The sequence below is a fragment of the Lysinibacillus sp. FSL P4-0201 genome (assembly GCF_038593425.1).
Classification (GTDB): Bacteria; Bacillota; Bacilli; order Bacillales_A; family Planococcaceae; genus Lysinibacillus; species Lysinibacillus capsici.
In genome coordinates this window covers 2,687,193-2,710,265 of the sequence record NZ_CP151995.1, presented here as the reverse complement: position 1 = coordinate 2,710,265, position 23,073 = coordinate 2,687,193, and the positions used below count along the sequence as shown (strand labels likewise).

General features: G+C 38.7%; 29 protein-coding genes. 18 read left to right on the top strand and 11 right to left on the bottom strand.

What is annotated here, in order from left to right; genetic code table 11:
* Nucleotides 1-10: 10 nt before the first annotated feature.
* A complete protein-coding gene (locus MKY76_RS13660) occupies nucleotides 11-493 on the bottom strand; it encodes a DUF3231 family protein (RefSeq protein WP_269898277.1) in 483 nt (160 codons plus the stop codon).
* Nucleotides 494-590: 97 nt separating this feature from the next.
* Nucleotides 591-1,247, bottom strand: a complete 657-nt coding sequence (locus MKY76_RS13655) for a cupin domain-containing protein (protein ID WP_342557909.1) — start codon at nucleotides 1,245-1,247, stop codon at nucleotides 591-593.
* A gap of 240 nt (nucleotides 1,248-1,487) precedes the next feature.
* Here MKY76_RS13655 and MKY76_RS13650 point away from each other — a divergent pair, with 240 nt between their 5' ends.
* The 4 genes from MKY76_RS13650 to MKY76_RS13635 are packed head-to-tail and all read left to right on the top strand — an operon-like array spanning nucleotide 1,488 to nucleotide 3,649.
* On the top strand, nucleotides 1,488-1,709 hold the full coding sequence (locus MKY76_RS13650; protein WP_048392481.1) for a transcriptional regulator: 222 nt from the start codon (nucleotides 1,488-1,490) through the stop codon (nucleotides 1,707-1,709).
* Nucleotides 1,706-2,965 carry a UV damage repair protein UvrX gene (locus MKY76_RS13645; protein WP_342556734.1) on the top strand — a complete coding sequence of 420 codons (1,260 nt, stop codon included), beginning with the start codon at nucleotides 1,706-1,708 and terminating at the stop codon, nucleotides 2,963-2,965. The genes MKY76_RS13650 and MKY76_RS13645 overlap by 4 nt, the downstream gene beginning before the upstream one ends.
* An 11-nt stretch (nucleotides 2,966-2,976) precedes the next feature.
* Nucleotides 2,977-3,312, top strand: a complete 336-nt coding sequence (locus MKY76_RS13640; RefSeq protein WP_342556733.1) for a YolD-like family protein — start codon at nucleotides 2,977-2,979, stop codon at nucleotides 3,310-3,312.
* The gene (locus tag MKY76_RS13635; protein WP_036218671.1) at nucleotides 3,305-3,649 is read left to right on the top strand and encodes a hypothetical protein; all 345 of its coding nucleotides are present in this window, start codon (nucleotides 3,305-3,307) and stop codon (nucleotides 3,647-3,649) included. Before MKY76_RS13640 ends, MKY76_RS13635 begins: the two co-directional genes overlap by 8 nt.
* Before the next feature lie 61 nt (nucleotides 3,650-3,710).
* Here the strand turns inward: MKY76_RS13635 and MKY76_RS13630 are convergent, their stop codons facing one another.
* From MKY76_RS13630 to MKY76_RS13610, 5 genes are all read right to left on the bottom strand, one after another.
* Nucleotides 3,711-4,451 carry a hypothetical protein gene (locus MKY76_RS13630; protein WP_342556732.1) on the bottom strand — a complete coding sequence of 247 codons (741 nt, stop codon included), beginning with the start codon at nucleotides 4,449-4,451 and terminating at the stop codon, nucleotides 3,711-3,713.
* Nucleotides 4,452-4,657: 206 nt separating this feature from the next.
* Nucleotides 4,658-5,134 carry a GNAT family N-acetyltransferase gene (locus MKY76_RS13625; RefSeq protein ID WP_048392488.1) on the bottom strand — a complete coding sequence of 159 codons (477 nt, stop codon included), beginning with the start codon at nucleotides 5,132-5,134 and terminating at the stop codon, nucleotides 4,658-4,660.
* Nucleotides 5,135-5,221: 87 nt separating this feature from the next.
* On the bottom strand, nucleotides 5,222-5,506 hold the full coding sequence (locus tag MKY76_RS13620; RefSeq protein ID WP_036076476.1) for a hypothetical protein: 285 nt from the start codon (nucleotides 5,504-5,506) through the stop codon (nucleotides 5,222-5,224).
* A gap of 359 nt (nucleotides 5,507-5,865) precedes the next feature.
* On the bottom strand, nucleotides 5,866-5,991 hold the full coding sequence (locus MKY76_RS13615) for a YjcZ family sporulation protein (protein ID WP_081011033.1): 126 nt from the start codon (nucleotides 5,989-5,991) through the stop codon (nucleotides 5,866-5,868).
* A 251-nt stretch (nucleotides 5,992-6,242) separates the two neighbouring features.
* Nucleotides 6,243-6,467, bottom strand: a complete 225-nt coding sequence (locus MKY76_RS13610; protein ID WP_004224247.1) for a hypothetical protein — start codon at nucleotides 6,465-6,467, stop codon at nucleotides 6,243-6,245.
* A gap of 199 nt (nucleotides 6,468-6,666) precedes the next feature.
* Here MKY76_RS13610 and MKY76_RS13605 point away from each other — a divergent pair, with 199 nt between their 5' ends.
* Complete coding sequence (locus MKY76_RS13605; RefSeq protein ID WP_342556731.1) at nucleotides 6,667-7,647, top strand: DUF2268 domain-containing putative Zn-dependent protease; 981 nt, start codon at nucleotides 6,667-6,669, stop codon at nucleotides 7,645-7,647.
* Nucleotides 7,648-8,092: 445 nt separating this feature from the next.
* Here the strand turns inward: MKY76_RS13605 and MKY76_RS13600 are convergent, their stop codons facing one another.
* Entirely contained in the window at nucleotides 8,093-9,034 is a 942-nt protein-coding gene (locus MKY76_RS13600) for an SDR family oxidoreductase (protein WP_167334363.1), read from the bottom strand.
* Between the two features lie 137 nt (nucleotides 9,035-9,171).
* Between MKY76_RS13600 and MKY76_RS13595 the strand changes: the two genes are divergently transcribed.
* Nucleotides 9,172-9,342 carry a hypothetical protein gene (locus MKY76_RS13595; RefSeq protein ID WP_167444824.1) on the top strand — a complete coding sequence of 57 codons (171 nt, stop codon included), beginning with the start codon at nucleotides 9,172-9,174 and terminating at the stop codon, nucleotides 9,340-9,342.
* Nucleotides 9,343-9,410: 68 nt separating this feature from the next.
* Here the strand turns inward: MKY76_RS13595 and MKY76_RS13590 are convergent, their stop codons facing one another.
* Nucleotides 9,411-10,967 carry an S-layer homology domain-containing protein gene (locus tag MKY76_RS13590; protein ID WP_342556730.1) on the bottom strand — a complete coding sequence of 519 codons (1,557 nt, stop codon included), beginning with the start codon at nucleotides 10,965-10,967 and terminating at the stop codon, nucleotides 9,411-9,413.
* A 396-nt stretch (nucleotides 10,968-11,363) separates the two neighbouring features.
* Between MKY76_RS13590 and MKY76_RS13585 the strand changes: the two genes are divergently transcribed.
* From MKY76_RS13585 to MKY76_RS13545, 9 genes are all read left to right on the top strand, one after another.
* Nucleotides 11,364-12,086: an SDR family NAD(P)-dependent oxidoreductase gene (locus tag MKY76_RS13585; protein ID WP_048392494.1), complete on the top strand. Its 723-nt coding sequence runs from the start codon at nucleotides 11,364-11,366 to the stop codon at nucleotides 12,084-12,086.
* An 813-nt stretch (nucleotides 12,087-12,899) separates the two neighbouring features.
* Nucleotides 12,900-13,448, top strand: coding sequence for a hypothetical protein (locus MKY76_RS13580; protein ID WP_036076496.1), 549 nt, complete (start codon nucleotides 12,900-12,902; stop codon nucleotides 13,446-13,448).
* 371 nt (nucleotides 13,449-13,819) lie between these two features.
* Complete coding sequence (locus MKY76_RS13575) at nucleotides 13,820-14,881, top strand: suppressor of fused domain protein (RefSeq protein ID WP_342556729.1); 1,062 nt, start codon at nucleotides 13,820-13,822, stop codon at nucleotides 14,879-14,881.
* Between the two features lie 65 nt (nucleotides 14,882-14,946).
* A complete protein-coding gene (locus tag MKY76_RS13570; protein ID WP_342556728.1) occupies nucleotides 14,947-16,608 on the top strand; it encodes a DUF6138 family protein in 1,662 nt (553 codons plus the stop codon).
* A gap of 13 nt (nucleotides 16,609-16,621) precedes the next feature.
* The gene (locus MKY76_RS13565) at nucleotides 16,622-17,317 is read left to right on the top strand and encodes a DUF4274 domain-containing protein (RefSeq protein WP_342556727.1); all 696 of its coding nucleotides are present in this window, start codon (nucleotides 16,622-16,624) and stop codon (nucleotides 17,315-17,317) included.
* Nucleotides 17,318-17,334: 17 nt separating this feature from the next.
* Nucleotides 17,335-18,135: a hypothetical protein gene (locus MKY76_RS13560; protein WP_048392502.1), complete on the top strand. Its 801-nt coding sequence runs from the start codon at nucleotides 17,335-17,337 to the stop codon at nucleotides 18,133-18,135.
* Between the two features lie 129 nt (nucleotides 18,136-18,264).
* The gene (locus MKY76_RS13555; RefSeq protein WP_048392504.1) at nucleotides 18,265-18,732 is read left to right on the top strand and encodes a DUF4259 domain-containing protein; all 468 of its coding nucleotides are present in this window, start codon (nucleotides 18,265-18,267) and stop codon (nucleotides 18,730-18,732) included.
* 21 nt (nucleotides 18,733-18,753) lie between these two features.
* Entirely contained in the window at nucleotides 18,754-18,939 is a 186-nt protein-coding gene (locus MKY76_RS13550) for a hypothetical protein (protein WP_342556726.1), read from the top strand.
* Between the two features lie 32 nt (nucleotides 18,940-18,971).
* A complete protein-coding gene (locus MKY76_RS13545) occupies nucleotides 18,972-19,220 on the top strand; it encodes a hypothetical protein (protein ID WP_342556725.1) in 249 nt (82 codons plus the stop codon).
* Between the two features lie 61 nt (nucleotides 19,221-19,281).
* Here MKY76_RS13545 and MKY76_RS13540 read toward each other — a convergent pair whose 3' ends face one another.
* Both MKY76_RS13540 and MKY76_RS13535 read right to left on the bottom strand, forming a co-directional pair.
* Complete coding sequence (locus MKY76_RS13540; RefSeq protein ID WP_342556724.1) at nucleotides 19,282-20,316, bottom strand: YdcF family protein; 1,035 nt, start codon at nucleotides 20,314-20,316, stop codon at nucleotides 19,282-19,284.
* A 116-nt stretch (nucleotides 20,317-20,432) separates the two neighbouring features.
* Entirely contained in the window at nucleotides 20,433-21,599 is a 1,167-nt protein-coding gene (locus MKY76_RS13535; protein ID WP_115673289.1) for an immunity 26/phosphotriesterase HocA family protein, read from the bottom strand.
* 183 nt (nucleotides 21,600-21,782) lie between these two features.
* Between MKY76_RS13535 and MKY76_RS13530 the strand changes: the two genes are divergently transcribed.
* The 3 genes from MKY76_RS13530 to MKY76_RS13520 are packed head-to-tail and all read left to right on the top strand — an operon-like array spanning nucleotide 21,783 to nucleotide 23,035.
* Nucleotides 21,783-22,217, top strand: a complete 435-nt coding sequence (locus tag MKY76_RS13530; protein WP_115673288.1) for a GNAT family N-acetyltransferase — start codon at nucleotides 21,783-21,785, stop codon at nucleotides 22,215-22,217.
* A 12-nt stretch (nucleotides 22,218-22,229) separates the two neighbouring features.
* Complete coding sequence (locus tag MKY76_RS13525; protein WP_115673287.1) at nucleotides 22,230-22,721, top strand: nucleoside 2-deoxyribosyltransferase; 492 nt, start codon at nucleotides 22,230-22,232, stop codon at nucleotides 22,719-22,721.
* Nucleotides 22,721-23,035 (top strand): YbjQ family protein, encoded by a 315-nt coding sequence (locus tag MKY76_RS13520; RefSeq protein WP_004225046.1) that lies wholly within the window; start codon nucleotides 22,721-22,723, stop codon nucleotides 23,033-23,035. The genes MKY76_RS13525 and MKY76_RS13520 overlap by 1 nt, the downstream gene beginning before the upstream one ends.
* Nucleotides 23,036-23,073: the final 38 nt, after the last annotated feature.

The window sequence follows — 23,073 nt, the reverse complement described above, 5'->3', positions numbered from 1 at the left end:
AGGCTTCTTTTTAGTGTGTAGAGGCTAATAACCAGCCTTTACTCTTACTTAGGTCAATCAATCTCGCTCCAAGTAGCGCATAACGCATATGGAGTTCACTATATTTGGTTAGATGTGTTTTCTTTACTGCCAGCTCTAAAGCTTGGCTTACGGCAATCAAAGAAGAGGCAATATTCATCGATAAAATAGCACTTATTTCGCCATCATTAATGAAAGATTTCCCACGAATATCCGTTATTTTCATTTTACTGTATTCTATCGATGCTGTTGGTGCCAGCACACCGTTTTCCTTTAATAGCAGTGTTAGCTGTTTATTTTCCTCTTTTAAACATTGAATAAATTCCAATGTAAGGATTTTTAAGTTTTTATCACGCGTATGCTTAAAAAAAGCATGACTGGAAGCAATATAGCCTTGATTGATCCCAAGCTGTGACCAAAGCTTGAAAACCTCCTTAAATCGTAGCGATGCTAGATTATCATTTATCATTGTCATCCTGACACTTCCTAACTCTTAGGTTGATTTAAGATTAGGATGTAGCAGTAAATGACATTCTATTCATCTTTTACAATAAAAAATGTATAAGAGGTCGCTAATAGTAGGTGCCATAAGGGTACATAGGAGGGTAACGATAGGGATAAGGGTATGGACATGGTTTCATATATTGCTGTGGCATGGTTGGTTTATAAGGGGCTTGATCGGTTGCTGATTGGACACGATTGCAGCCTTTTGGTGGTCCGATATAAGTCGTAGGAACAATCGGTGCAATCGTTTTCTTCCATTGTTCTTCATCTAAACAATACGTATGGGCCATAATATTGGCTGGTGTGAATTTTAAGATATCAGAGCCTAAAATGACCTCTGGCGTTGGCGCATCAAAAATAGCAAGTAGATGCGTGTCATCTTCTGTGGCTACTTCATAATGCCACCAGCCCTGTGGTACATTCGCAACCTGCCCAGGCTTGATAGGATAGTTTTGAATTTTCTTGGTAAAGGGATTCAATAGAGAAACCGTTGCTGCTCCTGCAATACAATAGACAAGCTCTGCAGCATTTTGATGATAATGTGGCTCGATGACATTGTCTTTACTTAAAAAAATATCAAGCAAAGATGTATTTTCTAATGTATTTAATTGTTCCACACCGAGAATATTAATGTAATTTCGGGAGTCTTTTTTAAAAAGCGTACTTTTATTGACATCAAAAGTGAACGCTGCAGAAGGGGAGCTATAATCGATATTTGAGCTGATACTTACATCCTTTCTCATATAAATTGAGCTATTCATCATCATAGATTATGTTTTAGGTGCTCCTAGACTTACACAAATGCCTAGCTACAGTCAGCCTCTGTCTGGATAAAAAATTAGCTAAAATTACCACTTCTATTTCAGAACATACGTGCGTATAATAAAAACACAAACGTTTGTTCTTAGTTATCAAAAACTCTGTTCAACATGAACGCAAACAGAGTCAGTAAAGGAGCATTCAACATGAAAGAACAGTTGATAAAAGCCATGCATCGTCACCAAATCGTTCACATGATGTATATAGCGAAATCAGGTGCCATTACGAAAAGGCGCGTGAAAATCATCCACATTAAAGGTGATTCCTTTACCGCCTTTTGTTTTACAAGGCTAGCGAAGCGTACGTTTCATATTAACAATGTTCTAGCACTTCTGCCCATTCTCCAACGGGAGTCTGAGGTGATATGAATTACAACGACTTCCCACAGAAAGATATTTTTTGTATTGATATGAAGTGTTTTTATGCAAGCTGTATTGCCATGCTAGAAGGGCTAGATGTGCTGACAGATCCAATTGCTATCATCGGTAATTTTGAACAACCTGGCAGTATTGTGCTGGCTGCATCACCAGTGATGAAAGAAAAATTTAACATTAAAACAGGGAATCGACGTTATGAAATTCCCAAACATCCAGATATTAAGTTGTTTGAACCAAAAATGTCCTTTTTTCTAGAGATGTCCATGGCCATTACGCGTCTGATTGCACAATATGTCCCTCCAGAGGCGATCCATGTTTATAGTGTGGATGAAAGCTTTATAGATCTAACAGGCACGGAGCAACTTTGGGGTTCGCCTGAGCAGGTAGCCAAATTGATTCAGGAAGACATCTATGAAAAGTTTCGCATTCCGTCCGCCATTGGCATGGGACCAAACATGTTGATGGCTAAATTAGCATTAGATTTAGAGGCAAAAAAAACAGGCTTTGCCAAATGGACCTATGCCGATGTCCCAACAAAGCTTTGGCCAGTGCGTCCTTTATCTGATATGTGGGGGATTGGGAAACAGATGGCAGCCAATTTAAATGCGATGGGCATTCAAACAGTCGGTGGATTAGCCCATGCCGATTTAGCCGAATTAGAAAAGGGCTTTGGTATTATGGGTAATCAATACTATTACCATGCATGGGGCATTGATCTCTCCACATTAGGTGAGCCATTGGTGAACAATGCGGCATTAAGCTTTGGGAAGGGCCAAATGCTCATGAAGGATTATCACACACGAAAGGATATTGCGGTTGTACTCCTAGAAATGTGTGAGGATGTGATGCGACGTACACGAGAAGCAGGCTATGTCGGGCGGACTATTAGCTTGGGGCTCTCTTACAGTCGCAATGCGATGACGAAGGGGTTCCATCGCTCAAGAACCATCGAAAATCCAACCAATGAGACCCTTGTTATGTATCAGACTTGTCTGGACTTACTAGATGAGCATTTTGCGGGTGAGCCAGCGCGTCAATTATCTGTTAGACTGACAAACTTAGAGCCAGAGCGTAGCATTCAGCTTGATTTATTTGATGAGCGTAAGGACCAGCGACAGGTTATTGGTCATGTCATGGATGCGATTCGTAGAAAATATGGAGTGGTGGCCTTATTACGCGCAGCCTCCTATACCAGCGCTGGTACAGCTATTTCACGGAATCGCTTAGTGGGCGGGCATTTAGCATAAGGAGTGGAAAAATGATAAGAGATAGAGGAACGATGAAATGGACAGCGATGATGCTACCGGAGCATTTAATGCTTTTGAAGGCATGGAAACAAGAGGTGTTGACAGAGTTGCCTCGGGAACATGCTGAATGGGAGCTTGAAGAATTACAGCAAATAATCATACAAGCATTCACACAGCATAACTATATTATGTTAACTATATGGGAACATGGTAACTATGTGCAATGGGGAGGTACCATTCAAGCGATGAACGAGGACCGGCTGCTACTAGAAACCATTACCACAACGAAGCCCATCCCGTTAAGATACATTTATGCTGCTCGTATAGAAGATGATGGATGTGATTAATGGAGAGCAACGACGATTATTACATCAATATTTGCTGCTTGATTTAGCTGTGAAATCCTTGCAGCACGACCTAACAGTGGCGGAGCATTTTAAGATGAAGCGTGTATTTTTACCTGCTATGGATGCTTTATTAAAGCAGCTACACAAAGATTATTTTCAATTAAAACGTCAGCTCGCCCAGCAAAAAATACGATTAGTTGGCTGGCATCGAATTGATGATTATTTTAGTGATGTGCAGGTGGCTACCGCAGGCAATGATGAGGTACTACGCTATGCCAATCAAGCGTTAAAAACCCAAGTCGAAGAGCTAATGAATAAACATTTACACAATGCCTAGGCTTACGTCTACGACGAAAAAGCCAAAAGCTGATGACAGGAGTGGTCAGCTTTTGGCGGCTTTATTTCTTGATAGGTTTCACATCAATTTGCTCAACAAGAAACTCATTGTTAGTACGATTAAATTGATAGGTAATACGAACATCGGCTACATAAATTGGTGAGATGCCAATCGATCCAGGGATGTTTAACATTATTTTTTGATTTTCTACTGTATAAATGACCACACCACCGAAAGCAAGTTGCGCTTGCTTGATATCTGGTGCTGGATCAAAGTCATAATCAAATGTAGATTCTTTTCCCTGTGCTTTCATCGTAATCGCTAATGTGCCATCATCTTTTTTCGTAATCGTTGATTCAATAGTATGTGCAACGATGTCTTCATAATGTTGGACATTCATCTCCGATAAATCCTCTCCATTTACCACATGAATCTCATAGTGATTAAGGCCTGCCCCTCGTCCAGTTTGGATAATAATAGCAGCCTCTTCCTTATGATCATTTGTCAGATCTGTATAGAATAACTGAGGTTTAGTTCCTGTATCAGGGATTGTCCAGTCAAAATTTTTCCGCTTACCATCAATATCTAAAGTTACCTCTGTAATTTCATTTTGTGCTTCATTTCGTGCAAATAATTTCACCTTCTCATCATCGGAAACGGCGATCAATGGAGCCTCATGCTGTATCTCCAGCTGTGATGAGACCTGTTCAGCAGGGGTGTTTACTGTCTCGTTTGGAACAGTAACACTACATCCAGCTAGTAGAGAAATTCCTAATAACCATAGCCACATCTCTTTTTTCAATGTCTAGAGCCACCTTTTCTATAGCTAATTGACTTTATTATACTGTACAAACATGCCTCATAGCAGTTGAATTCGTGAAGGAAAAGCTTATATGCCAGGGAGTGGAGGTGTAACAATGAAATTCTTAGAGATGGTAGGGGAAAATAGAATTCCATTGTTTGTAAGGTACGTCTCGCATTTTGAAAAGCAAATGAGTGACGATTTCTTTACAATGGCAAATTCATAACGATTTGCTCACCAATAGGTCCCATTCTTCTTTCTCCATGATCCATAAAGCCCACTTTGACATATAAATTCTGTGCAGCTATATTTTTATGATTGACGACTAACACTACTTCATTACATTCTTTAAACTCCTGCTTCACAAAATCAGCAAGTGCAGACATAGCCTTTTTAGCATAGCCCCTACCTTGCTGCTGATGATCGATGGACAGGGCAGTTAGTAACATTGCCTGAGGATTACTAGAATATTGTTGGACTCTGTCCGTTGCATGAAGCACAAAAAAGCCGACAGGTACGCCACCACTTAAAATCACAATTGGATACTGTCCGACCTTCTCGATTGAAATCTCTTGAGGAAGTGCCGTAAATTGGTGTTGTTCTTCAGGTAATTCAAAACGATTTAACTGCTCTACATAGCTTTCAGAGAAATGTACTAACTCAATATTCGTTGTTTCTTGCATAAAAAAGCCCCCTTTTCTAATAGTTTAACCAGAGAACAAATGTTCGTCAAGGAGGCTTGTATTAAAATAATGTGGGGGTAGGTCATTTTAACTTAAAAGGGTACCAAAAAGTAAAATAAAAGAAATACTAATCATCACAATAAGTGTAATGACCATTGTTAAAATTCCTCGAAGCAAGGTCGTTAAATTTTTAACATTTTTCATACCGACCAGGCTTAGGTAGAAACAGGCAATAGACAAGAGTAGTGTCAACAGTAATGGATGGAAATGAAGATAGGTGTCAAAGAAGTCTTTCATTGAACCTGATAGAAAAAATAAAAGAATACAGCCCAAAGATAAGATAAATGACCAGAGATTTAAATTAATTCCCATTGTTTTCCTCCTTCCTATAAAAACGAATTTGTTGTAGGAATGTTCCGATGATTCCGCTTGATAGGGAAAAGGAGAAACTAAATGTGTGTTGCTAGAACAGGGTCACTCGGACGAAAGTGACCCCAAGTACCAAAAGGAGTGTAAAGTAAAGTTACAAGAACTTTACACTACTATTATTATGTGAAGCTAGCGGTTTAAGATAGTTATCTATCTAAATTACTAACTTTTAATTGTGAGTAAAAATGAATGAGCTAGAATAAAACGAAAAGGGAGGAGATTTGAATAGCTGTGGTAGCGATTCATGCTAAAAAGGCTTTAGCTTCTGTAATGGAACAGAGGCTAAAGCCTGAGACGATCAATTAACACATGAAGCTAGCACCAACGATAATAAGAAGGATGAATAGTACAACAATAAGCACGAATGTAGAGCTATTGCCGCTTCCATTGTCCCCGCCACAGTAACTATTGAAATTACAGTAACTCATGAAACACACCTCCTTTCTTTCTTTCTTTTAAAGTATGTATTGGACAAAAGGGGGGTGTTAGCGAGTAGAGAAAAAATGAGTTGTCCCTTCATTCGGGAATAAAGAGGTGAAAGCTTTACTTTATTATTATGATGGAATAGTAGCTTGAGTTAGTTGTTAGCCTGTATAGCATCAAGAATAATGAAACAAATTCTACTAATTGTATTGGTATTCAACACGATGTAAAAAAACATCCGTTCTAGGATGTTTTTTTAGTATAACGGCTGCTGCGTGTGACAAGGGGGGAAGCCGTTCACATCATGAATCATATGAAGGTCGTATTGCTTTAAGGCAAATTGACTTTGATACAAATATTCAAGAACAAGCAGTTTTCCTCCCGATACGCCACAGAGGACACCAGAAGTTCCTTGACCATTTGTAAAAGAAACACCAACAGGCTGACCGATTAAATACGGAATTTTATGTTGCCAAGGCACAATAGCCACTCCTTTCACTATAATATATGAAAGGCGTGGCTAGAGGTTCTTACCTTCACAAAATCGTACACTCTGTTTGTGGAGATGCTAACTAAATACTGACAAATCAATCATTCTTTCATTACTATTTTTATGGTAATATAAGTTATATATGGGGTTATAAAGAATTTTTAGTTACTAACGATCGGGAGGAGAATGGATGAAATTTAAAAAGGGAATCACCTTTATTCTAGGTCTCTTACTACTTATGCTTGCTGCCTGTACACCAACAGAAAAAAGTGAGAGCCAACTTCATGAGAAAAAGCAAATAACAGATGATGAAGAGATGGTGCTCTCATTTGAGCACCCTCAAACCAAACAAAAATACAAAATCATTCATGCCAATCAACTGTTTTATCCGTATATGGAAAAGCTCAAAGAGAATCCGAATCTTTCAAGCTCGGAAACTCTGGATTTGTACAATAAGGAAGTTATTCAACCGATCTACCAGGATTGTTTTGAAAATGGGGAATATTATCATATGGCAGAAACCCTGCTTACTACGGTTCCTACAGGGTTAACAGAAATTCAAGTGGTGAGTGAAAAAATGGAGACGCATAAAGCAGAAATCAATCAACTCATTCAAGAATCGTTATTGAAATCCGCAGACCTCTTACCCTCTCAAAGCGATGTAGCCGTTTGTGTATTCCCTTCCGCAACCAATAATAGGATACCATTCGCAGTTGGGGCGGGCAAAATTATCATTCCGTATTCTCTAGGTGGTTCAGATGAATATTTAAAGGGAACCATTGCCCATGAATACCATCACAGCGTTTGGGCGGAGAAGCATACGAATAAAGTTAACACGTTTTCGATTTTGGATAATATAGTCTTCGAAGGAAAAGCCGTCATGTTCCAAAAGTCCGTATTTCCTGACATCAACCTGATTTCGGTGGACTTGACCTACAATAAGGAATTATGGTCTCAAATTGAACCAGATTTAAACAAGTCTAACTTAAAACGTTCCTTAGAGATTGTCCATGGTGGCAAAGAATTACCGTATAATTATGGTTACAGTGAAGGCTATAAGATGGTTAAATCCTATCTTGACTTGCATCCTGATCAAACACCAGAGGATTGGACAGCCTTAAGTGCACAAGAAATTTTCGAAGAAGGAAAATACTTGGAACACTATCAATAACTATTTTGATGACATTTATTTGTGAGAGTTCAAAATTAAAGACTACGGTATTAAATCGCAGTGGCTTATGTAATGCCGCACAGTCCTATTAGCCTGATGGAATGAGGAGAATCTTCCCAAGAACAATGCAACGGCTTATTAATGAATTAAATCTTGGGGAAATCTCCAACTAACAGAGTATGTAAAAAGGGATAGCATTGTACAAAAACATCTTGGGGGCGATGTTAAAGGTGCTATCCCGACATTAATGTATGTGAAAGAACTTAAGAACATTACCACTGTAAGTAAATTGAAAAGTAATTGAAATAAGGGTGTAAAGCTTTTATTATAGGTATAATCCTAGGCATCATGGATAAAAAAGGTGGATTTTCCTTGTCTGCTATGGATGAATTTATATTTTCATTTAATAGAAAACTTTTAGTACATATTTTAAATATAATGTCGATTATGAATTGGTTGATTCGCCACCATCTACATGCAAGACTTGCCCTGTAACATGCCTCGAATCATCTGATGCTAAATAGACAAAAGTAGGGGCGACTTCAAAGGGCTGAGCCATTCGGTTAAATAAATTAGTTCCATGTAAGGCGTTTTCATCAGAGGAAAAGCTAGAAGGAATAAGTGGTGTCCAAATACGGCCAGGGGCTATCGCGTTGACACGAATCTGTTTTTTGGCAACGCTTTTAGCTAGGGAACGAGTCCAGCCTACGATAGCCGCCTTTGTAGCAGAATAATCGATGAGTAAAGGTTCTCCAGCATAAGCCACAACGGAGGCAGTGCCAATAATGGAGCTTCCTGCTCGTAAATAAGGGAGAGCGGCTTTTGTCGTATAGAAGTGAGCATATACATTTAATTTAAAGGTTTCATCAAACTGTTCATCCGTGATGTCTGTCAGCTCATTTTGCTGAAATTGAATCCCAACATGGTTACATAAAATATCCAATTGACCAAAAGTGTTCATCGTTTCGGAAACAATGTCTACACATTGTTTTTTAAAGCGAAGATCTCCAGGAAGCAGCAGACATTTTTGTCCTAATTCTTCAACTCTTTTTTTCGTTCTTAGCGCATCTTCATGCTCATCTAAATAAGCAATGGCCACATCGGCCTCTTCTTTCGCAAAGGCAATGGCAGCAGCTGCACCCATCCCGCTATCACCCCCAGTAATAAGCGCCACTTTTCCCTTTAATTTACCACTCCCTTTATAATGAGGATTTTCTATGATGGGCTTAGGAACCATTAAGCTTTCCAATCCCGGTTGGCGTAATTGTCTTTGTTCAGGTTGAGTAAGTGGCACTTCTTTATATTGCGTAATCTTCCCATAGACAGGATATTGCGGGTATGGATCTTCCTTTTTATTGTCCTCAAACCACTTTTGATAAAAGTGGATTTGTGCTAATAATTCACGATAGTCCTTGTCATTCGGATTAGTAATAACCAATCCCTCCTTTTCCACATATACTATGAAAGCTTAGCTTTTTGTGTTAAACATCCAAACAAGCCGTGAAGGAAACAGGAGGACTGAAAATGGAGGTTGAATTTTTCCCAGAAGTTACGCGATTATTAGAAAATGAAGCGTCTACACTTGAGATCCATTATTTGAATGACACCTGGTTAACACCAACCATTGGCGTAAGACCACCTTATTATAGCTACCCAATCTACGAGTCATATTATCCGATTTGGGACAATGAATAAACTGTAAACGAAGAAGCCATCTGATGCTGAAAAAACAACACCAGATGGCCTCTTTATTTATAAGAATATTAATAATTTTTAATCTCTTCGAAAGTCCCGAACGTTGCATCCCGTAGATTAATTGTACCATATATATTTTTCTTCCCATCAATCACTAGCACCTTTGGATGCATGTATTGTCTGGGAATACTTGATTTTTGTCCGTCCGTTTTGTGGAATGCTAAAATTTGTTGCAATGTCACATCATCGGTATACGTAAATCCACCGAAATCATCATTATAGGTATGAAAAGGTACCGGCCGAATGATAGGTAAATAATAAAATGTACGATCTTTTAGTACTTTTCCTTCAAATAGAATATCTCCATTATTTGTTACTGTGTAACGCTTATCACCGATATGATTCATGGCATCTGTATCAGATACCATCACACCTTGATAGTCGAAATAATATCGGTAATGCACCGTCTTGGGTGTTCTTATAATTTCTTCATTTTTAATAGATAATACAGTTCCATTGATTGTATGCTCTATTATGCCAGAATCACTGTTTATGAAATACATAGATATACCTTGTTTATCTAAATATCCTGCTTCTGATCCATATTCTTTTCCTGTATCTAATAATTTGTAATGCGCATCTGTAAAACTATGCATTAAGAAAAGGTTCATATTGATATATCCATGTTGACCTGGAATGTATTTTTTTACAATGGAGAAAGCATTTGATTGCATAAATTGATTTCTTAGCTGTAATCGTGATTCGTGAGGGCGACCAAAAAGGCTAGTCCCTTCAATTAGCACTTCTTCGTCGATGGCAAAGTTACCATCATAGCGTGCATAAATATGAAGAAGAGAATTAGAAAAGGACACATGTAAATGGGATTTATTGATCGTTGTTACATTTGAAATTTTTTGAAATCCTAGCTCTTCAGCTGTTTTTTCAAAATGAATAACATGGTGATTGCGCTCAATTAATTTGATTGTTCTTGATAAAAAAGAAGCAAACTGCACACGTGTCACACTGTTTTTGGGATTGAAAGTATCTACATTGGAAATGCCTAAAGCATTAAGGGCCTCTATATAGGGTCTAGCTTCTTTATTTGCTTTCTGTATATCCACTACATCACTTTGCAAATCATAGGCATAGTCAATCAATGAATAGTTTCGGGCTAATACCATAAGTCGGTTTAACGTTAGTGCCATTTGTTCTCGTGTCATGTGATTATATGGATTTAGGCGTCCATTTTCTCCTTTGAAGATGCCATTATCGTAAAGTAAAGTTGAATACTTTAGCAATTCACGATCCTTCACACGAAGGGGCATATCCATAAAACGATCCATTTCCTCCCAATTTTTATCAACCTTCGCTATGCCGTTCTGTTCGATATATCGTCCCATCATTACGACAACTTGACCACGAGTAATCGTCGTGTTTGGGGAAAAAGTTGTCGGTGTTGTTCCCTTAATAATATTTCTTTTTGTTAGATCCTGTACTTCTTGTTGCATTTGATTCGGCAGTTTTTTTATATCATCAAAGCCACTTGCAGAGACAGAAATGTGATTCATTAAAAAAACGAAACAGAATAAAACGAACATTATTGTATAAATAAGCTTTCTTTTCATCTTTCACCTGCTTTAACCAATATCCACAAAATGATAGCATGTTTAAACAGATAAATTCTATTGGTAATAAATAACAAATATAAAGTGACCCAGAGCTAACTAGATTTATAAATGCTACTGGTATTAAAGAAATAATTATTGTTGGTTTATTTGCAGAAGGCTGTGTGACTGCAACTACTTTAGGTTCTCTTCACAATAATTTGCAGTGGCAAGTTCAAGTGATAAAAAGAGATTAATAGCATTAAATAAGTTAAGATCAAATAAGGTGAAAGTTATTCATTCTTTTCAGTTAGTAGCGATAATTTTGAAAGGCAGAAATTCCTTTCACTTAAGGATATATTGATCGGCAACAAGCTACAGATTTCATTACATTTTGTCATGAGAAAGGATGGTAATATGAGTAGGAATTTTATTATCTTTGGAGCTAGCCAAGGATTGGGAGATGCATTTGTTAAGGGGTTACCTGTCAAAGGAGATACAGTATGGATGGTAGCACGAACGAGACCCAATAGTTTAGAACTAAATGATGGAGTAAATCGTCACTGGCTATCCATTGATCTGTCTAGTCAACAACAAATTTCCACTTTAAAAGAAGTGTTACAAGGCATTCCGCTCGATGTATTAATTTATAATGTGGGTGTATGGGAAAAGCATGGTTTTGAAGATGATTATACATTTGATAAGGATGAAGTAGAGGATATTTCGAAATTAATCAATATCAATCTAACTTCTACTATTACATATATTCAGGCACTTTTACCCAACTTAAGACAAGCGGAGCAGGGAAAGGTTATTTTAATTGGATCTACAGCAGGCTTAGATCACACAAACAATGCACAAGTTTCATTTGTCACATCTAAATTCGGCGTAAGGGGCATTACAAATGCACTGCGTGAACATTTAAGGAAAGATAAAATTTCTGTCACATGCATTAATCCTGGTGAACTGGCAGCAGAAGTACCCTATGAAGAAGGAGCGGAAAAAGCCATTCATTTATATGAAGGTACACGAATCCCCGTACAAGATATTGTCTCTCTTGTGCAATGTGTAATTAATCTATCAGCAGTCTCCTGTGTAAAAGAAATTAATGTCCCAGCCATAACGGATTTAAATGCATGATTACTCAGTGAACACTACTCAAGATTGAGTAGCGTCATAGTGTTGAAAAACAAAACCATCCATAGCATTTTTGTGAAAAGTGAAAATGGTTTCCATTGCAGGCTACTTGCTTTCCTGTGGGCGAGCGTAGAGCAGCTTCCTCTGTTTAGTGGCTTGCCTGTCTCGTTATCCCATGGTAGTCAAGTAGCCTTTCACCCCAACCCACAAAAATGTTTTTTTAGCAAAGGTTTTCATTCCTCTTTATGGAGGGGTGTTGTCACTCATCACTTCTCCACATTGAAAATAAAAATCCTATCCTCCTAAGAATACAGATATTGGACTATTTGATTGCTATGCAAGGATGAAAAAAGTAAAGACACTTTTGCAGAAGGGTTGATTGGAGTGGAGCCAGCGTCACTCCTAGGGTTTTTAGCGTCACAGATGAGACCCTGGAGCGAACGAAAGTGAGTGAAGCGGCTCATGGGACGCCCCCTGGAAAGGACGCTGGCGGAACGGAAATCAACCCCTTGCCTTTTTAATAAAAAGGAGAAATAGATTCCTTACCTTAGAAAAAATTTTCACGACCCCTTCACACATAACACTACAATTAAGCTCATATAAATAAAGGTAGTAAAAAAATCAACATCCTTTCATCGTCATAATCAAATTCTAAAAACACTTCCAGCCTATCAAATCTTAAGAAAATCTTCAGGTTCTACTAGGAAATATTTAAGATTCGCTGTGTATAATTATAAAAAAAGGAAATTCACGAAACCATTTGAAGATTTAAAACGTATTGGTAGTAGGAGAGAGAATATTGAAGTAGGTGAAGATATGGCACATACGATTTACATAGTATTAACCAAAACAGGGACGTTATTATCAAAAGCGATCGGCATGTATACAGGCAAGGAGATGAATCATGCATCCATAGCCTTTGATGAGGGGCTATTTGAGATGTATAGCTTTGGTCGAAGGCAATTGAACAATCCGTTAAGTGGGGGCTTTTTACGAGAGGATGCAGAAAGAGGGCTATTTGAGTGTGCGGATTGTGTTATTTATCGCTGTCGTATATCACATTATCAATATTTAGACATGATGAAAATTGTCCGTTATATGTACTGGAATCGAGATCGCTATAAATATAATTTTATCGGACTTTTTGGTGTGGTGATGCAAAAGGAAGTGAGACGTGAGCGTGCTTATTTTTGTTCCCAGTTTGTAGCGACGCTACTAAAGGTGGGAGGGCTAAAAATATATCAAAACCCAGCATTAATGACGCCTCATTGCCTAGCGCAATTACCGTATTTAGAGAAAGTATTTGCAGGGAAATTGGCAGATTATTTACAAACGGTTCGTGAGCCAGCTATGCTATATGGTTAAGATGCACTGCCTGACGTTTAAATAGTAAAATAGACACTCATGCGACAATCTTCTATTTTGTAAGAGGATTGTCTTTTTATCTTTCAGCGGAAAACACCCTTCTTTATCGGTGGTGCGATAAAGGTACAAATTGTACTTTTTGCTTCAATGGTGTCCCAATACTTTTCGAGCAAACTCGAAAAAAATGAACGCAATTACGCTAAGGCGTCATCAATATTAGTCATATTTACCCCATATAGAATGTCAATAAACCTAGTTGCTGGAAATTGTAAAATGAGTCCTATTCCTGTTAAAAGAGTCACCATAAAATTGCTATCATAAATAATAGATACGTACGTTCTATGAGTGAATATCAGCAAGGAGGATATGAAATGAGTGATGAAATAGCAGCAGTTGGCTGGGATGCGATTGATCAGGCATTAGCACAGGTATATGGTGAGCAGGAGCCAAAGCATTATGGAACTTTGATTCCCTATTCACTAGGAGGACAAGATCCTTTAGATGGAATTAGTGTTTATAAAAGCGAAACATCCATTCCGCATTGGCATTTTGTTACATATGGCTTCTCGGAACTATATGAAAAGGAATTTGAAAACAAGGACTATAGTGGATATGGATTTGAATTAACATTTCGACTAGTACGTCAACATGATGAGGAAGAGCCACCTGCTTGGGCATTGAATTTACTACAGAATATGGGCAGATATGTGTTTAATAGTGGTAATGTATTTAGAGCGGGAGATTATTTGGATGCAAATGGTCCGATTTGCCTCGATGCCGACACACAATTAACGGCACTAGCTTTTACACATGATCCAGAGCTTGCTGAAATCGATACACCAAATGGCAAGATGGAGTTTATCCAAATGGTCGGTATTTCAGAGGATGAGTTAGAAGCGATGCAGACATGGAATACACTTGGTGTACTACAGGCTGGCATGAAGCAAATACCAAGCTATACTACGGATTTAACAAGAACTTCTCTCCTGCAAAATCCTGAAGTTGCCGAGGCAGTTGTGCGAGGAATGGAGGAAGATGGCTCTAATACGGGGTTTCTTTTCGTAGATCAACTTGCTTGGGAAGTAGAAAAAAAGAGCTGGTTTAACAAACCGTCTAATGTTGTTCAACTTGGAGCAAAGCAAGCAGCTGTCATTAGTAAATTATTACGTGGACGTATTCTGAAAGATAAAGATCTTACCTTAGTCGGTCAACAAATAACGATAATATTTAAAGCAGGCCCTCAGGTAGGCTATTCAGAGAATGGTCAAGAGATTACGATCACATTGAACAAGGCAGCGGTAGGAGAATTAAGTCAGAGGCTGATACCGCAAGAAAGTCAATTCACTATTTCTTCTTTAGCTGGTGTAAGTTTTCAAATTTTGAAGACACATATTAAAAATCAAGAAGGAGCGGTTGTGAAAACAATCGGATAAGATGGATCTCTCGCTAAGGCTTTAGCGGGAGATTTTTCTCTAACAATAGAAAGGGAGGATGTACAGTGAAGCAGTGTGTAGAGCATTTTCTAGCGGCTGTGTGGGAGCAAATCACGGCTGTTTATCAACAAGAGAGTAAACGAATAACAGGGCTGAAAGAGCAAAGTAGGTTACAAGCAGGCATCCTTCAATATTTGAAAGTTGCCTGGAAAAAAGGAAAAAGTTCTAATGGCACAATCTTTATAGATGTTTATGAGCCATTTAGTTGGAGTGATAGCTCCTATAAGGTGGAAGCGGGTTCATACATACAAGAATTTACAGATGTCCAGCATATTGAAGAGCTTTTTAGTGCTTTATGTACTAAAACAGAGGAAGTATTTCAATCTGAGCAATACGGTCCCCGATTTTTTGATTACCGCTTTGAGGTTGTGCTGGAATTTGAACATGATAAAACGGTGCTTCATTATCAAAAGGAGCTGTTGAATAATCGTAAACTAGCGTCAACGAAAAAAGTGCTGGCAAGCTTTATAGAAACAAAGGTGATGGCAGAGCTACCAGTTAGGCCAAGTGACAATGATGAATTTTTCCTTGCGAAGCATTTGGTCAATCCACATTTTTTCCATCAAACAGCTGAGGAAGTCGAACCACTTATTCATCGGCTTCAAGAAAAGCATCGGGCGAATAAAGAACGTTTAGACAAATGGATTTATTATTATACAATGGCCTTTAAGCAGTGGGCAGAGGAGCATTTTTTAACGCACTATTTTGAACAAGCAGGCGATTATAGGAAAGAGTGGGTATTGAAAACAGAGGACTCGGTACAACAACTAGAGAAGGAAAAACTAGATTTCTTTCTTTATGTCGCGTTGAAGATTGGTCAAAAAGAGCCAGCCACTCGATTAGAATACTTGGAACTTGCGAAGCAGCTTGGCTCGCTGCAGGCAGCTAATTATTTGGAAAAAGGAAGCGGTCGTTTTGAAAGTATAAGAAAGCGGGATGTATTCGAAGGACAGGCAAATGATATTTTACAAACGATTGATATACGAGTGATGGTAGAAGAGGAAAACGCTTATCGTGAAGCCCTTTACTATATCATTCAACTGCTACAAGAAGGTTTTCCAAAGGGCTATAAGCTGACTTTAAAGAGTAAAGCGAAAAATTATCTTCCTATTAAAAAGTTAGCTAAATCAAAGCTTCATCAATTTTTCGCCAATTGCCTACAATATCCAAATCTTTTCCCTTTATTAGCGGACTATGCCCAGCTCGCTATGGAGGAATATGCTTGGTATCAGGATGTTGAGCCGAGTGAAAAATCAGCTATGCCCAGCACCTATGCGGTTTTTGGATTAGGACTTTATAGCAAGGATTATTTTCCACTTGTTCAACGATACATGTTACTCGTTGATACAGAGCATCAATCCGTACAAGATGCTTATGCGGAAGCCTTTCTTGAAGCACATGGCTTATCAGTAGAGATGATGCCTGTGTTTGTAGCTATTTTACTTGGTGCAAGTGAATCAGCTAAGCCAATAAAGAACATTGACATCATGGATTTAGATTTGCTCGTGGCACTCGGACAAGAACTTGAAAAGAAAGCAGATTATCAGCGTCCATTTGTTTTATATCGAATATTCGGTAGTTCCAAGAAGCTTGCTCAGCGACTAAAGCAAGAATCAGCACCAATAAGGGATGAACTTGAGAAATTACTGCAATGGATGGATTCCTGAAGGGGGTAGACGAATGGAATGGACGGAAGTGAGTAAATCCAAGGATTTAGAGGTCGTTCGTGAGGCCATGAGTAAATTAGATGTAAATGAGCGAGATGCACGTGGGAGAACACCATTAATGCTTTTTATAACAAATCGAATGCCACATGAAGGAATCAAGCTTCTTTTGGCACAGCATATAGACTTGGAGGCACGAGATAAGCTTGGTGATACAGCACTTAAAAAAGCGGTAAAGTTTAAGCAGAAAGAAGTGATTTCTTTACTACTTGCAAAGGGTGTAAATTTATCTGAGCCAGAGGGGATTACCGCTACAGCTTGGTTTGCGGCAAGGGAGCATGCAAGAATCGCTGATTTATTGGTAGATACACCAGGTGCAATCCGTCTAACTTTGAATGCAGAAGAACAACAGCAAGCTGATGCCATTTTATATGAGGATTCTCTCAATACAATGTGCCAGCGCATAAGCAAGGTATCCTCAGCTGTTATTTTACATGCCATTGTCAATAGCTATAACTGGGATGATGGCCCCGAGCCTATGCTCGCAGCATTAGCTAATCCAGTTTGTGCCCCTATTACCATGATAGACATGTTTGAGCTAATGGAAGGAGAATATTGGCTAGCACTAACAGAGGAAGAGATAGCGAGTTCCGATTGGAAGCGACCATGGAAAGAGATGGCACTAACCTTACAAGAAAAATTAAAGTGCTAGCTAGCGAGGAGAGAATAATGGACCAAAAAGCAAGGAAAATATTAATGCAAACCTATTGGCAATCTGGTGGATGGCGTTCAGGTGGTTATACCTATACAGAAGAAGATTTTCAATATGCTAAAAGTAAGGGCTTGATGTTTGATCGATTAACGATTTCCCATGATGAATGTGTACAAAGATTGCGACAGCTGCATGAGAAATTCTTAACAAAGGAGCTTGTGGTAAAGGCATTTTTGCATAGCTTATCGACGCGCAAAGTACATTTACGCAGTGCCTTATCGAGCTGGGCTCTTACGCATAATTTACCAATGCATACGTATGATGAACAACCTGTGGCATTGGTCTCCTATAGTGGCTGTGGCTACTGTAATGAGCGGAAAATCATGTCCAATGCTACGTATGTCAATGAAGATTTAAATGTGCTTAATTTTGAACGCATCAAGTGGGGAGGGGTTCGCCTCAATTGGCTCATCTATTGTTTACTAGACTTAGAATGCCTAGTGAAAGAACAAGAAGCATTGAATGTAAGTGAGGATGACGTAGCCATCTTAAAACAGATGGTAGCAGCAATAGAATCCTGTAACGACACAGATGCAGCTAGACAGCTTGAAAAGCGCTGGAAAGATGTTTTCAAGTCCAATCAACATGAACGAGATGTAGTCATGGAAATCTGGGGTTATGCGGGACTACTCGTATCAAAGGATGATTATCGCAAGGAGCGTGGACGTGGAACTGATTTTATGTCAATGGCGACTTGGAGAGGACAGGATGGCTATTCACAGGAAAAGATGAAGTTTTACTTTGCCTCCTACCTATAAAGCTAAGGATTATTGATATAGCAAAGGAATTTTAAGAGCGGCTACTATAATGAACAGCTGTCATGGTCATGCGTGCAGATTTTACTTTTACCAGAGCTTTACTAGAATAAATAAGAGAGGTGCAGTGAGATGGGGGCTTGGGGATACAAAGCATTGGAAAGTGATGAAGGTTTAGATGTAGTGGCGTTTTTGCGGGAGTTTATGGAACAGCATAAGGAATCCAATCAGCTAACATTATCGGATATTGTACAGGCTATGAAACAGCAAGGCTTTTTTGGTAAAACATTGGAGGATATAGATTTTTTCTACGATATAAGTGCCCTGGCTTTGGCAGAGCTTTATAGTCAATATCTGAATACGGGAACCATTCATGGTCAAGAAAGTAAGGATGAACAAATACAATGGGTAGTAGATGAAAGCTCTTTGACATTTATATTGCGGTATTTACAGGACATTAGAGATGAAGTACCTGATCAACATGGTAGTAGAGAGATTGTAGAATTATGGCAAGAGTCCAAGAGTTGGCCAGAATGGCAGACCAACTTAGCCTATCTTATTCAGACGGTGGAACAAGCGATTAACCGTTTGCCACAATAAAAATAGATGGAGTGATTGGAAATGACCTATGATTTTTGGATGATGGCTTCCATCATGGAGTTGGTTGAATATCCAGATGAGACAAGCGATGACTATATAGCACATCCAACTTTACAGACGATCATGGATGTGCTTGAAATCCAAGTACCGATAGCAGAGATTTACGAACGTTATTTTGGTCATCCATTCATACAGGACATGTTTTAGTATTTGCGAATAAGCAGCAACCACATGTCTGTGTGGTACTTGATACTTATCGAGATCCGCTCGATCAGCTGGATTTAATTCAATTTGGCTGGAGAGTGAACACAAAAGATGTTCACCTAGTAAGACAGCTGACACGAAAACTATTTGATAATTGTGATGAGGGGATTCGCTATGAGGAAGGTCAATCCATTCTCTATCAGGTATTACAAGAACAACGCTATCCTCGAAAACTTTACTATGAGACATTATATGAACAACAGCTGAAGAAATTTTGGGTATGATAGCATCAAAAAGGATTCGTAACACTTTCTATAAAAAGTGTACGAATCCATTTCCTAGAACCTATACAAAGAAAAAGCTGAATAGAGATAGCGCAATCGAAATGATTACAATAGGTCCAATCATTTTCATATGTCGTTTTCGTGCCATTACAACAATCGCTACATATTCACGAATCATCGCATTTGGCCAATAATAAAAGGCTGTCTTAGAGCCAATGCCCTGACTATCTAAGCCCGCAAGTCTTGCATAAATACCCGCACGAAAAAGATGGAAATTATTCGTGGTGAAAATACTGTTATAGGCCTCACCCTGTTTCCGATCATCCATGAGCTGCTTAGAAAATAACATATTTTGATAGGTATTCACAGAGCGGTTCTCCTGGAGTGTATGCTCAATGGGAATGCCTTTTTCTATTGCATATCGTTGCATCGCTTCAGCTTCGGGTAGATTTTCACCAGGACCTTGTCCACCAGAGAAAATAATGGTAGGTGGAGTAGTCACTGCTGCTTGCTTATGATAGAAGTCAATTGCCTTTTGAATTCTACTAGCTAAAAGTGGAGGCACCTTATCATTAATTAATCCACTGCCTAGTACAATAATAAAATCTTGATTCAATCGAGGGCGATTGAATTGGTAGAGAAAATAAGCAGATAAAAAATTGGATAAATGGATAAAAAAATAAAACGTAATGAGTGAAATTCCACCAAAAATGGGCTGGAGGTGGACTGAAAACAAACTCGCTGGATTTATAATCGGTAATAGGATAAAAAGTAAAATGCCAATCGCCACAAGTAATGTTAAGGAATTGGCTAAACGTCTACCTTCTCGCTTCATTAATACTCTCGCATTTAAAAATAAACCAAACATTAAAGCAACAATACCAAAAGGAATTAAAATGAAAAGAGCAATCAGTGGAATAATGACAATAAGCCTTAAAAAGTAATAGTCAGATGCTAAAGATAGAATGACGCAGAATAGCAGAAATGAACAGACAAATAGATTAAATAATAGTCCGTTGATCATTTTTCTTGGGTCTTTAAAGTAAGAAATAAGAAAAACGATGAAAAGAATCAGTGGAATAATGCCAAAATACATACAAAATGCACCTCTAGTGATGGAAGTTGGTTAATGATATCTCTATATTATAAGTAATTATTGGATGAAATCAACCATCGATGAAAAAGTGGAGGGGGAGCATCTAGAAGCTCCCTCTATTTTTTGTGTGTACGATGATAGGTTTTATTGAGGTAATGAATATATTGGGTGCGGGTCAATCCACCCGTTTGGCGATTAAAGTCATCGTAGGAGATATCTTCTGGAAAACTAAATTCAGCGAGTGCCCGCTGACGATCTTCGCGGAAGTGTGGATGATCTAGCGACTCTGTTACAATTCCTTCCTCTTGCTTCAACCAATCACTGGCAACGCCTGCATAGACACCATGATTGGTAAAACGGCTAGCTGTTTGATAGGAGGTGGAAGGTGCAGGTTTACTAATTGTTCCTGTTCCCCAGGATAGACGATATCGAGGCTCTTTCCCATAGTTTAGTGTCACGCCATAGCCCATTGGAAAGACAATATCGGATTCTGTTAACATTTTATGGCCTATCTTTTCATAGCATCCTCGCATAAAATGGTCATCCATCACAATATGGGTTTGAGGGGCCAATGGAGCAGATATGATTTCCTCAAGAGAAGGCAGGCGCTCTGTCGTTGTCAACAAATAGGGCCGTACAAACAATGGCATTGTCATTACATTATGCCAAATACTATCTTCTCCAAAAAGATGATCCTTTTGCATTTGACGTAAATCGCCAATGACAAGCACATAGCCATCTACAAATAAATCGATTTCTACACGAAAAATATCACCTGGCACAGTCTTATAGCGTAGACTTTTCATCTTGGTTAGCTTTTCTAGCTTGTCTGAGTAATCAGCAGGAAGCTGGGAGGGAAATTGCTCTAACCAATTCAAGAGAGCCGACTTAGTCGTTAAATGCTCAAAGCCTGTTAATGGTAGCTGGTAATATGTTTTAGTGTTACGAGCTGTGATATAGCTAGATGGATGGTTTTCATTACCTAGACCAACAGAAAAAACAACGCCTGCAGCTTTCACAGCGGAGATATTGGTATAATTCAATTTCTTTTCTTTTCCACGCGCAGTTTGAGGGACAATGACTTCACGATTACGTGTTAAAATGTCGACATCCGCTTCTTGGTAGCTATGCTCATTCACGAAAATTCTTTTTTTAATGAGATCGCCTTCAAGGCAAATAAAATAATCCTCTCGAATCGGAATCGTTTCCCAATGTGCTTCTAAAGTATGTAGGCCGAAATAGGGGCGCAATGAATTCGTTAACCAACTAGTAAATGGTGTCAATCGAATTTCCTCCTAGCTATTGTTTTGTATTTTGGTCAAGTATACTGAATTTGGTGGGTGTCGAAAATAGCTTAGATGGAAAATAGTTACTTTTATGCAGTGATAATAATTGCTTTTGGAGCAGATGCCTACCTTTTTCTTCAGGCTATAGAACTGCTATAATGACAGACAGAGGTGATGAATATGCATATTGTGACGATTGAAGGCATACCCTATGCTTGGCTTGAACAATTACAAGAAATCCACGCTCACGTTTTTGATGGAGCAAATTTGCCACTCGAAAAGCTAGAAAAGAAAGAAGGCCTTCTTTGCATATTGGCAGTGGAAGGTGACACATTGATCGGCTTTAAACTAGGCTACCCACATCCAGATGATATTTTTTATAGTTGGTTGGGTGGCGTTCATGTAGCACATCGAGGTCAGGGAATTGCAAGTCAATTAATGAAACAACAGCATGAATATATCAAGACTTTAGGCTTTCACAAAGTTCGTACATATGGAAGAAATACATTCAAAGCCATGCTTATTACCAACCTCAAGCATGGTTTCGATATACGATCAACATTTATTGATGAAAAAGGCAGACATAAAATTATATTTGAAAAAACAATTGATTAAGGAGTTTTATACATGAAAGCATATTTAGCAAATGGGTTATTTTCGTTAGGCGATCGTTTTGTAAATGAACAATTGGCAGCAGCTATTCGCGAGGCAGCACCAGGCATCGCATTATATGTACCTCAGGAGAATGAGGCCATCAATGATAAATCTGCCTATGCAGATAGCTTAGCGATTGCCCAAGCAGATTTAGAGATGCTACAGGATAGCGATGTTCTGATAGCTGTATTAGATGGGGTGGAAATTGATTCAGGCGTTGCCGCAGAGATAGGTGCGTTTTCGATGCTGAATCGTCCCATTATTGGTGTGCTAACAGATGTTCGTCAGCAAGGGCGGGACAATATGCAAAAAATAGAGGCACTGATCCGAGATGGGCTAGAGAATCAGTTTGTTTATCGTAATTTATTTGTTGTGGGGTTAATTAAACGCAATGGCGTGATTACATCTTCTATTGAAGAGGCTGTGAAAGCCATACAAAAACTACAGAACGGGGAGGCATCATGATGCTATTAGCTACATCAGACATGGTGGCAGGAAAAGATATCATGGAAACATTAGGGCTAGTGAAAGGGAATTCTGTTCAATCTAGAAATATTGGTCGTGACATGATAGCAGGTCTTCGCAATATTGTCGGTGGAGAAATGAAGGAGTATGCGGAGATGCTTGTGCGCTCTCGTGAAATTGCCACAGAGGCAATGGTAGAGGAAGCCAAACAATTAGGTGCAGATGCAGTTGTAGGCGTTCGTTATGCTACTTCATCTGTCATGGATGGTACATCCGAAGTATTGGTATATGGAACAGCTGTAAAATTCAAATAAAAGAGTACAAGGACTTTCATTCAATGGAAGTCCTTTTT

Excerpts from the sequence above, each read along its gene's own strand:
- MKY76_RS13615 (WP_081011033.1), bottom strand. The coding sequence starts at position 5,991 with ATGAGTTACTGTAATTTCAATAGTTACTGTGGCGGGGACAATGGAAGC.
- MKY76_RS13560 (WP_048392502.1), top strand. The coding sequence starts at position 17,335 with ATGGACCAAAAAGCAAGGAAAATATTAATGCAAACCTATTGGCAATCT.
- MKY76_RS13625 (WP_048392488.1), bottom strand. The coding sequence starts at position 5,134 with ATGCAAGAAACAACGAATATTGAGTTAGTACATTTCTCTGAAAGCTAT.
- MKY76_RS13520 (WP_004225046.1), top strand. The coding sequence starts at position 22,721 with ATGCTATTAGCTACATCAGACATGGTGGCAGGAAAAGATATCATGGAA.
- MKY76_RS13530 (WP_115673288.1), top strand. The coding sequence starts at position 21,783 with ATGCATATTGTGACGATTGAAGGCATACCCTATGCTTGGCTTGAACAA.
- MKY76_RS13645 (WP_342556734.1), top strand. The coding sequence starts at position 1,706 with ATGAATTACAACGACTTCCCACAGAAAGATATTTTTTGTATTGATATG.
- MKY76_RS13555 (WP_048392504.1), top strand. The coding sequence starts at position 18,265 with ATGGGGGCTTGGGGATACAAAGCATTGGAAAGTGATGAAGGTTTAGAT.
- MKY76_RS13590 (WP_342556730.1), bottom strand. The coding sequence starts at position 10,967 with ATGAAAAGAAAGCTTATTTATACAATAATGTTCGTTTTATTCTGTTTC.
- MKY76_RS13525 (WP_115673287.1), top strand. The coding sequence starts at position 22,230 with ATGAAAGCATATTTAGCAAATGGGTTATTTTCGTTAGGCGATCGTTTT.
- MKY76_RS13595 (WP_167444824.1), top strand. The coding sequence starts at position 9,172 with ATGGAGGTTGAATTTTTCCCAGAAGTTACGCGATTATTAGAAAATGAA.
- MKY76_RS13585 (WP_048392494.1), top strand. The coding sequence starts at position 11,364 with ATGAGTAGGAATTTTATTATCTTTGGAGCTAGCCAAGGATTGGGAGAT.
- MKY76_RS13575 (WP_342556729.1), top strand. The coding sequence starts at position 13,820 with ATGAGTGATGAAATAGCAGCAGTTGGCTGGGATGCGATTGATCAGGCA.
- MKY76_RS13620 (WP_036076476.1), bottom strand. The coding sequence starts at position 5,506 with ATGGGAATTAATTTAAATCTCTGGTCATTTATCTTATCTTTGGGCTGT.
- MKY76_RS13565 (WP_342556727.1), top strand. The coding sequence starts at position 16,622 with ATGGAATGGACGGAAGTGAGTAAATCCAAGGATTTAGAGGTCGTTCGT.
- MKY76_RS13550 (WP_342556726.1), top strand. The coding sequence starts at position 18,754 with ATGACCTATGATTTTTGGATGATGGCTTCCATCATGGAGTTGGTTGAA.
- MKY76_RS13650 (WP_048392481.1), top strand. The coding sequence starts at position 1,488 with ATGAAAGAACAGTTGATAAAAGCCATGCATCGTCACCAAATCGTTCAC.
- MKY76_RS13605 (WP_342556731.1), top strand. The coding sequence starts at position 6,667 with ATGAAATTTAAAAAGGGAATCACCTTTATTCTAGGTCTCTTACTACTT.
- MKY76_RS13540 (WP_342556724.1), bottom strand. The coding sequence starts at position 20,316 with ATGTATTTTGGCATTATTCCACTGATTCTTTTCATCGTTTTTCTTATT.
- MKY76_RS13660 (WP_269898277.1), bottom strand. The coding sequence starts at position 493 with ATGACAATGATAAATGATAATCTAGCATCGCTACGATTTAAGGAGGTT.
- MKY76_RS13640 (WP_342556733.1), top strand. The coding sequence starts at position 2,977 with ATGATAAGAGATAGAGGAACGATGAAATGGACAGCGATGATGCTACCG.
- MKY76_RS13580 (WP_036076496.1), top strand. The coding sequence starts at position 12,900 with ATGGCACATACGATTTACATAGTATTAACCAAAACAGGGACGTTATTA.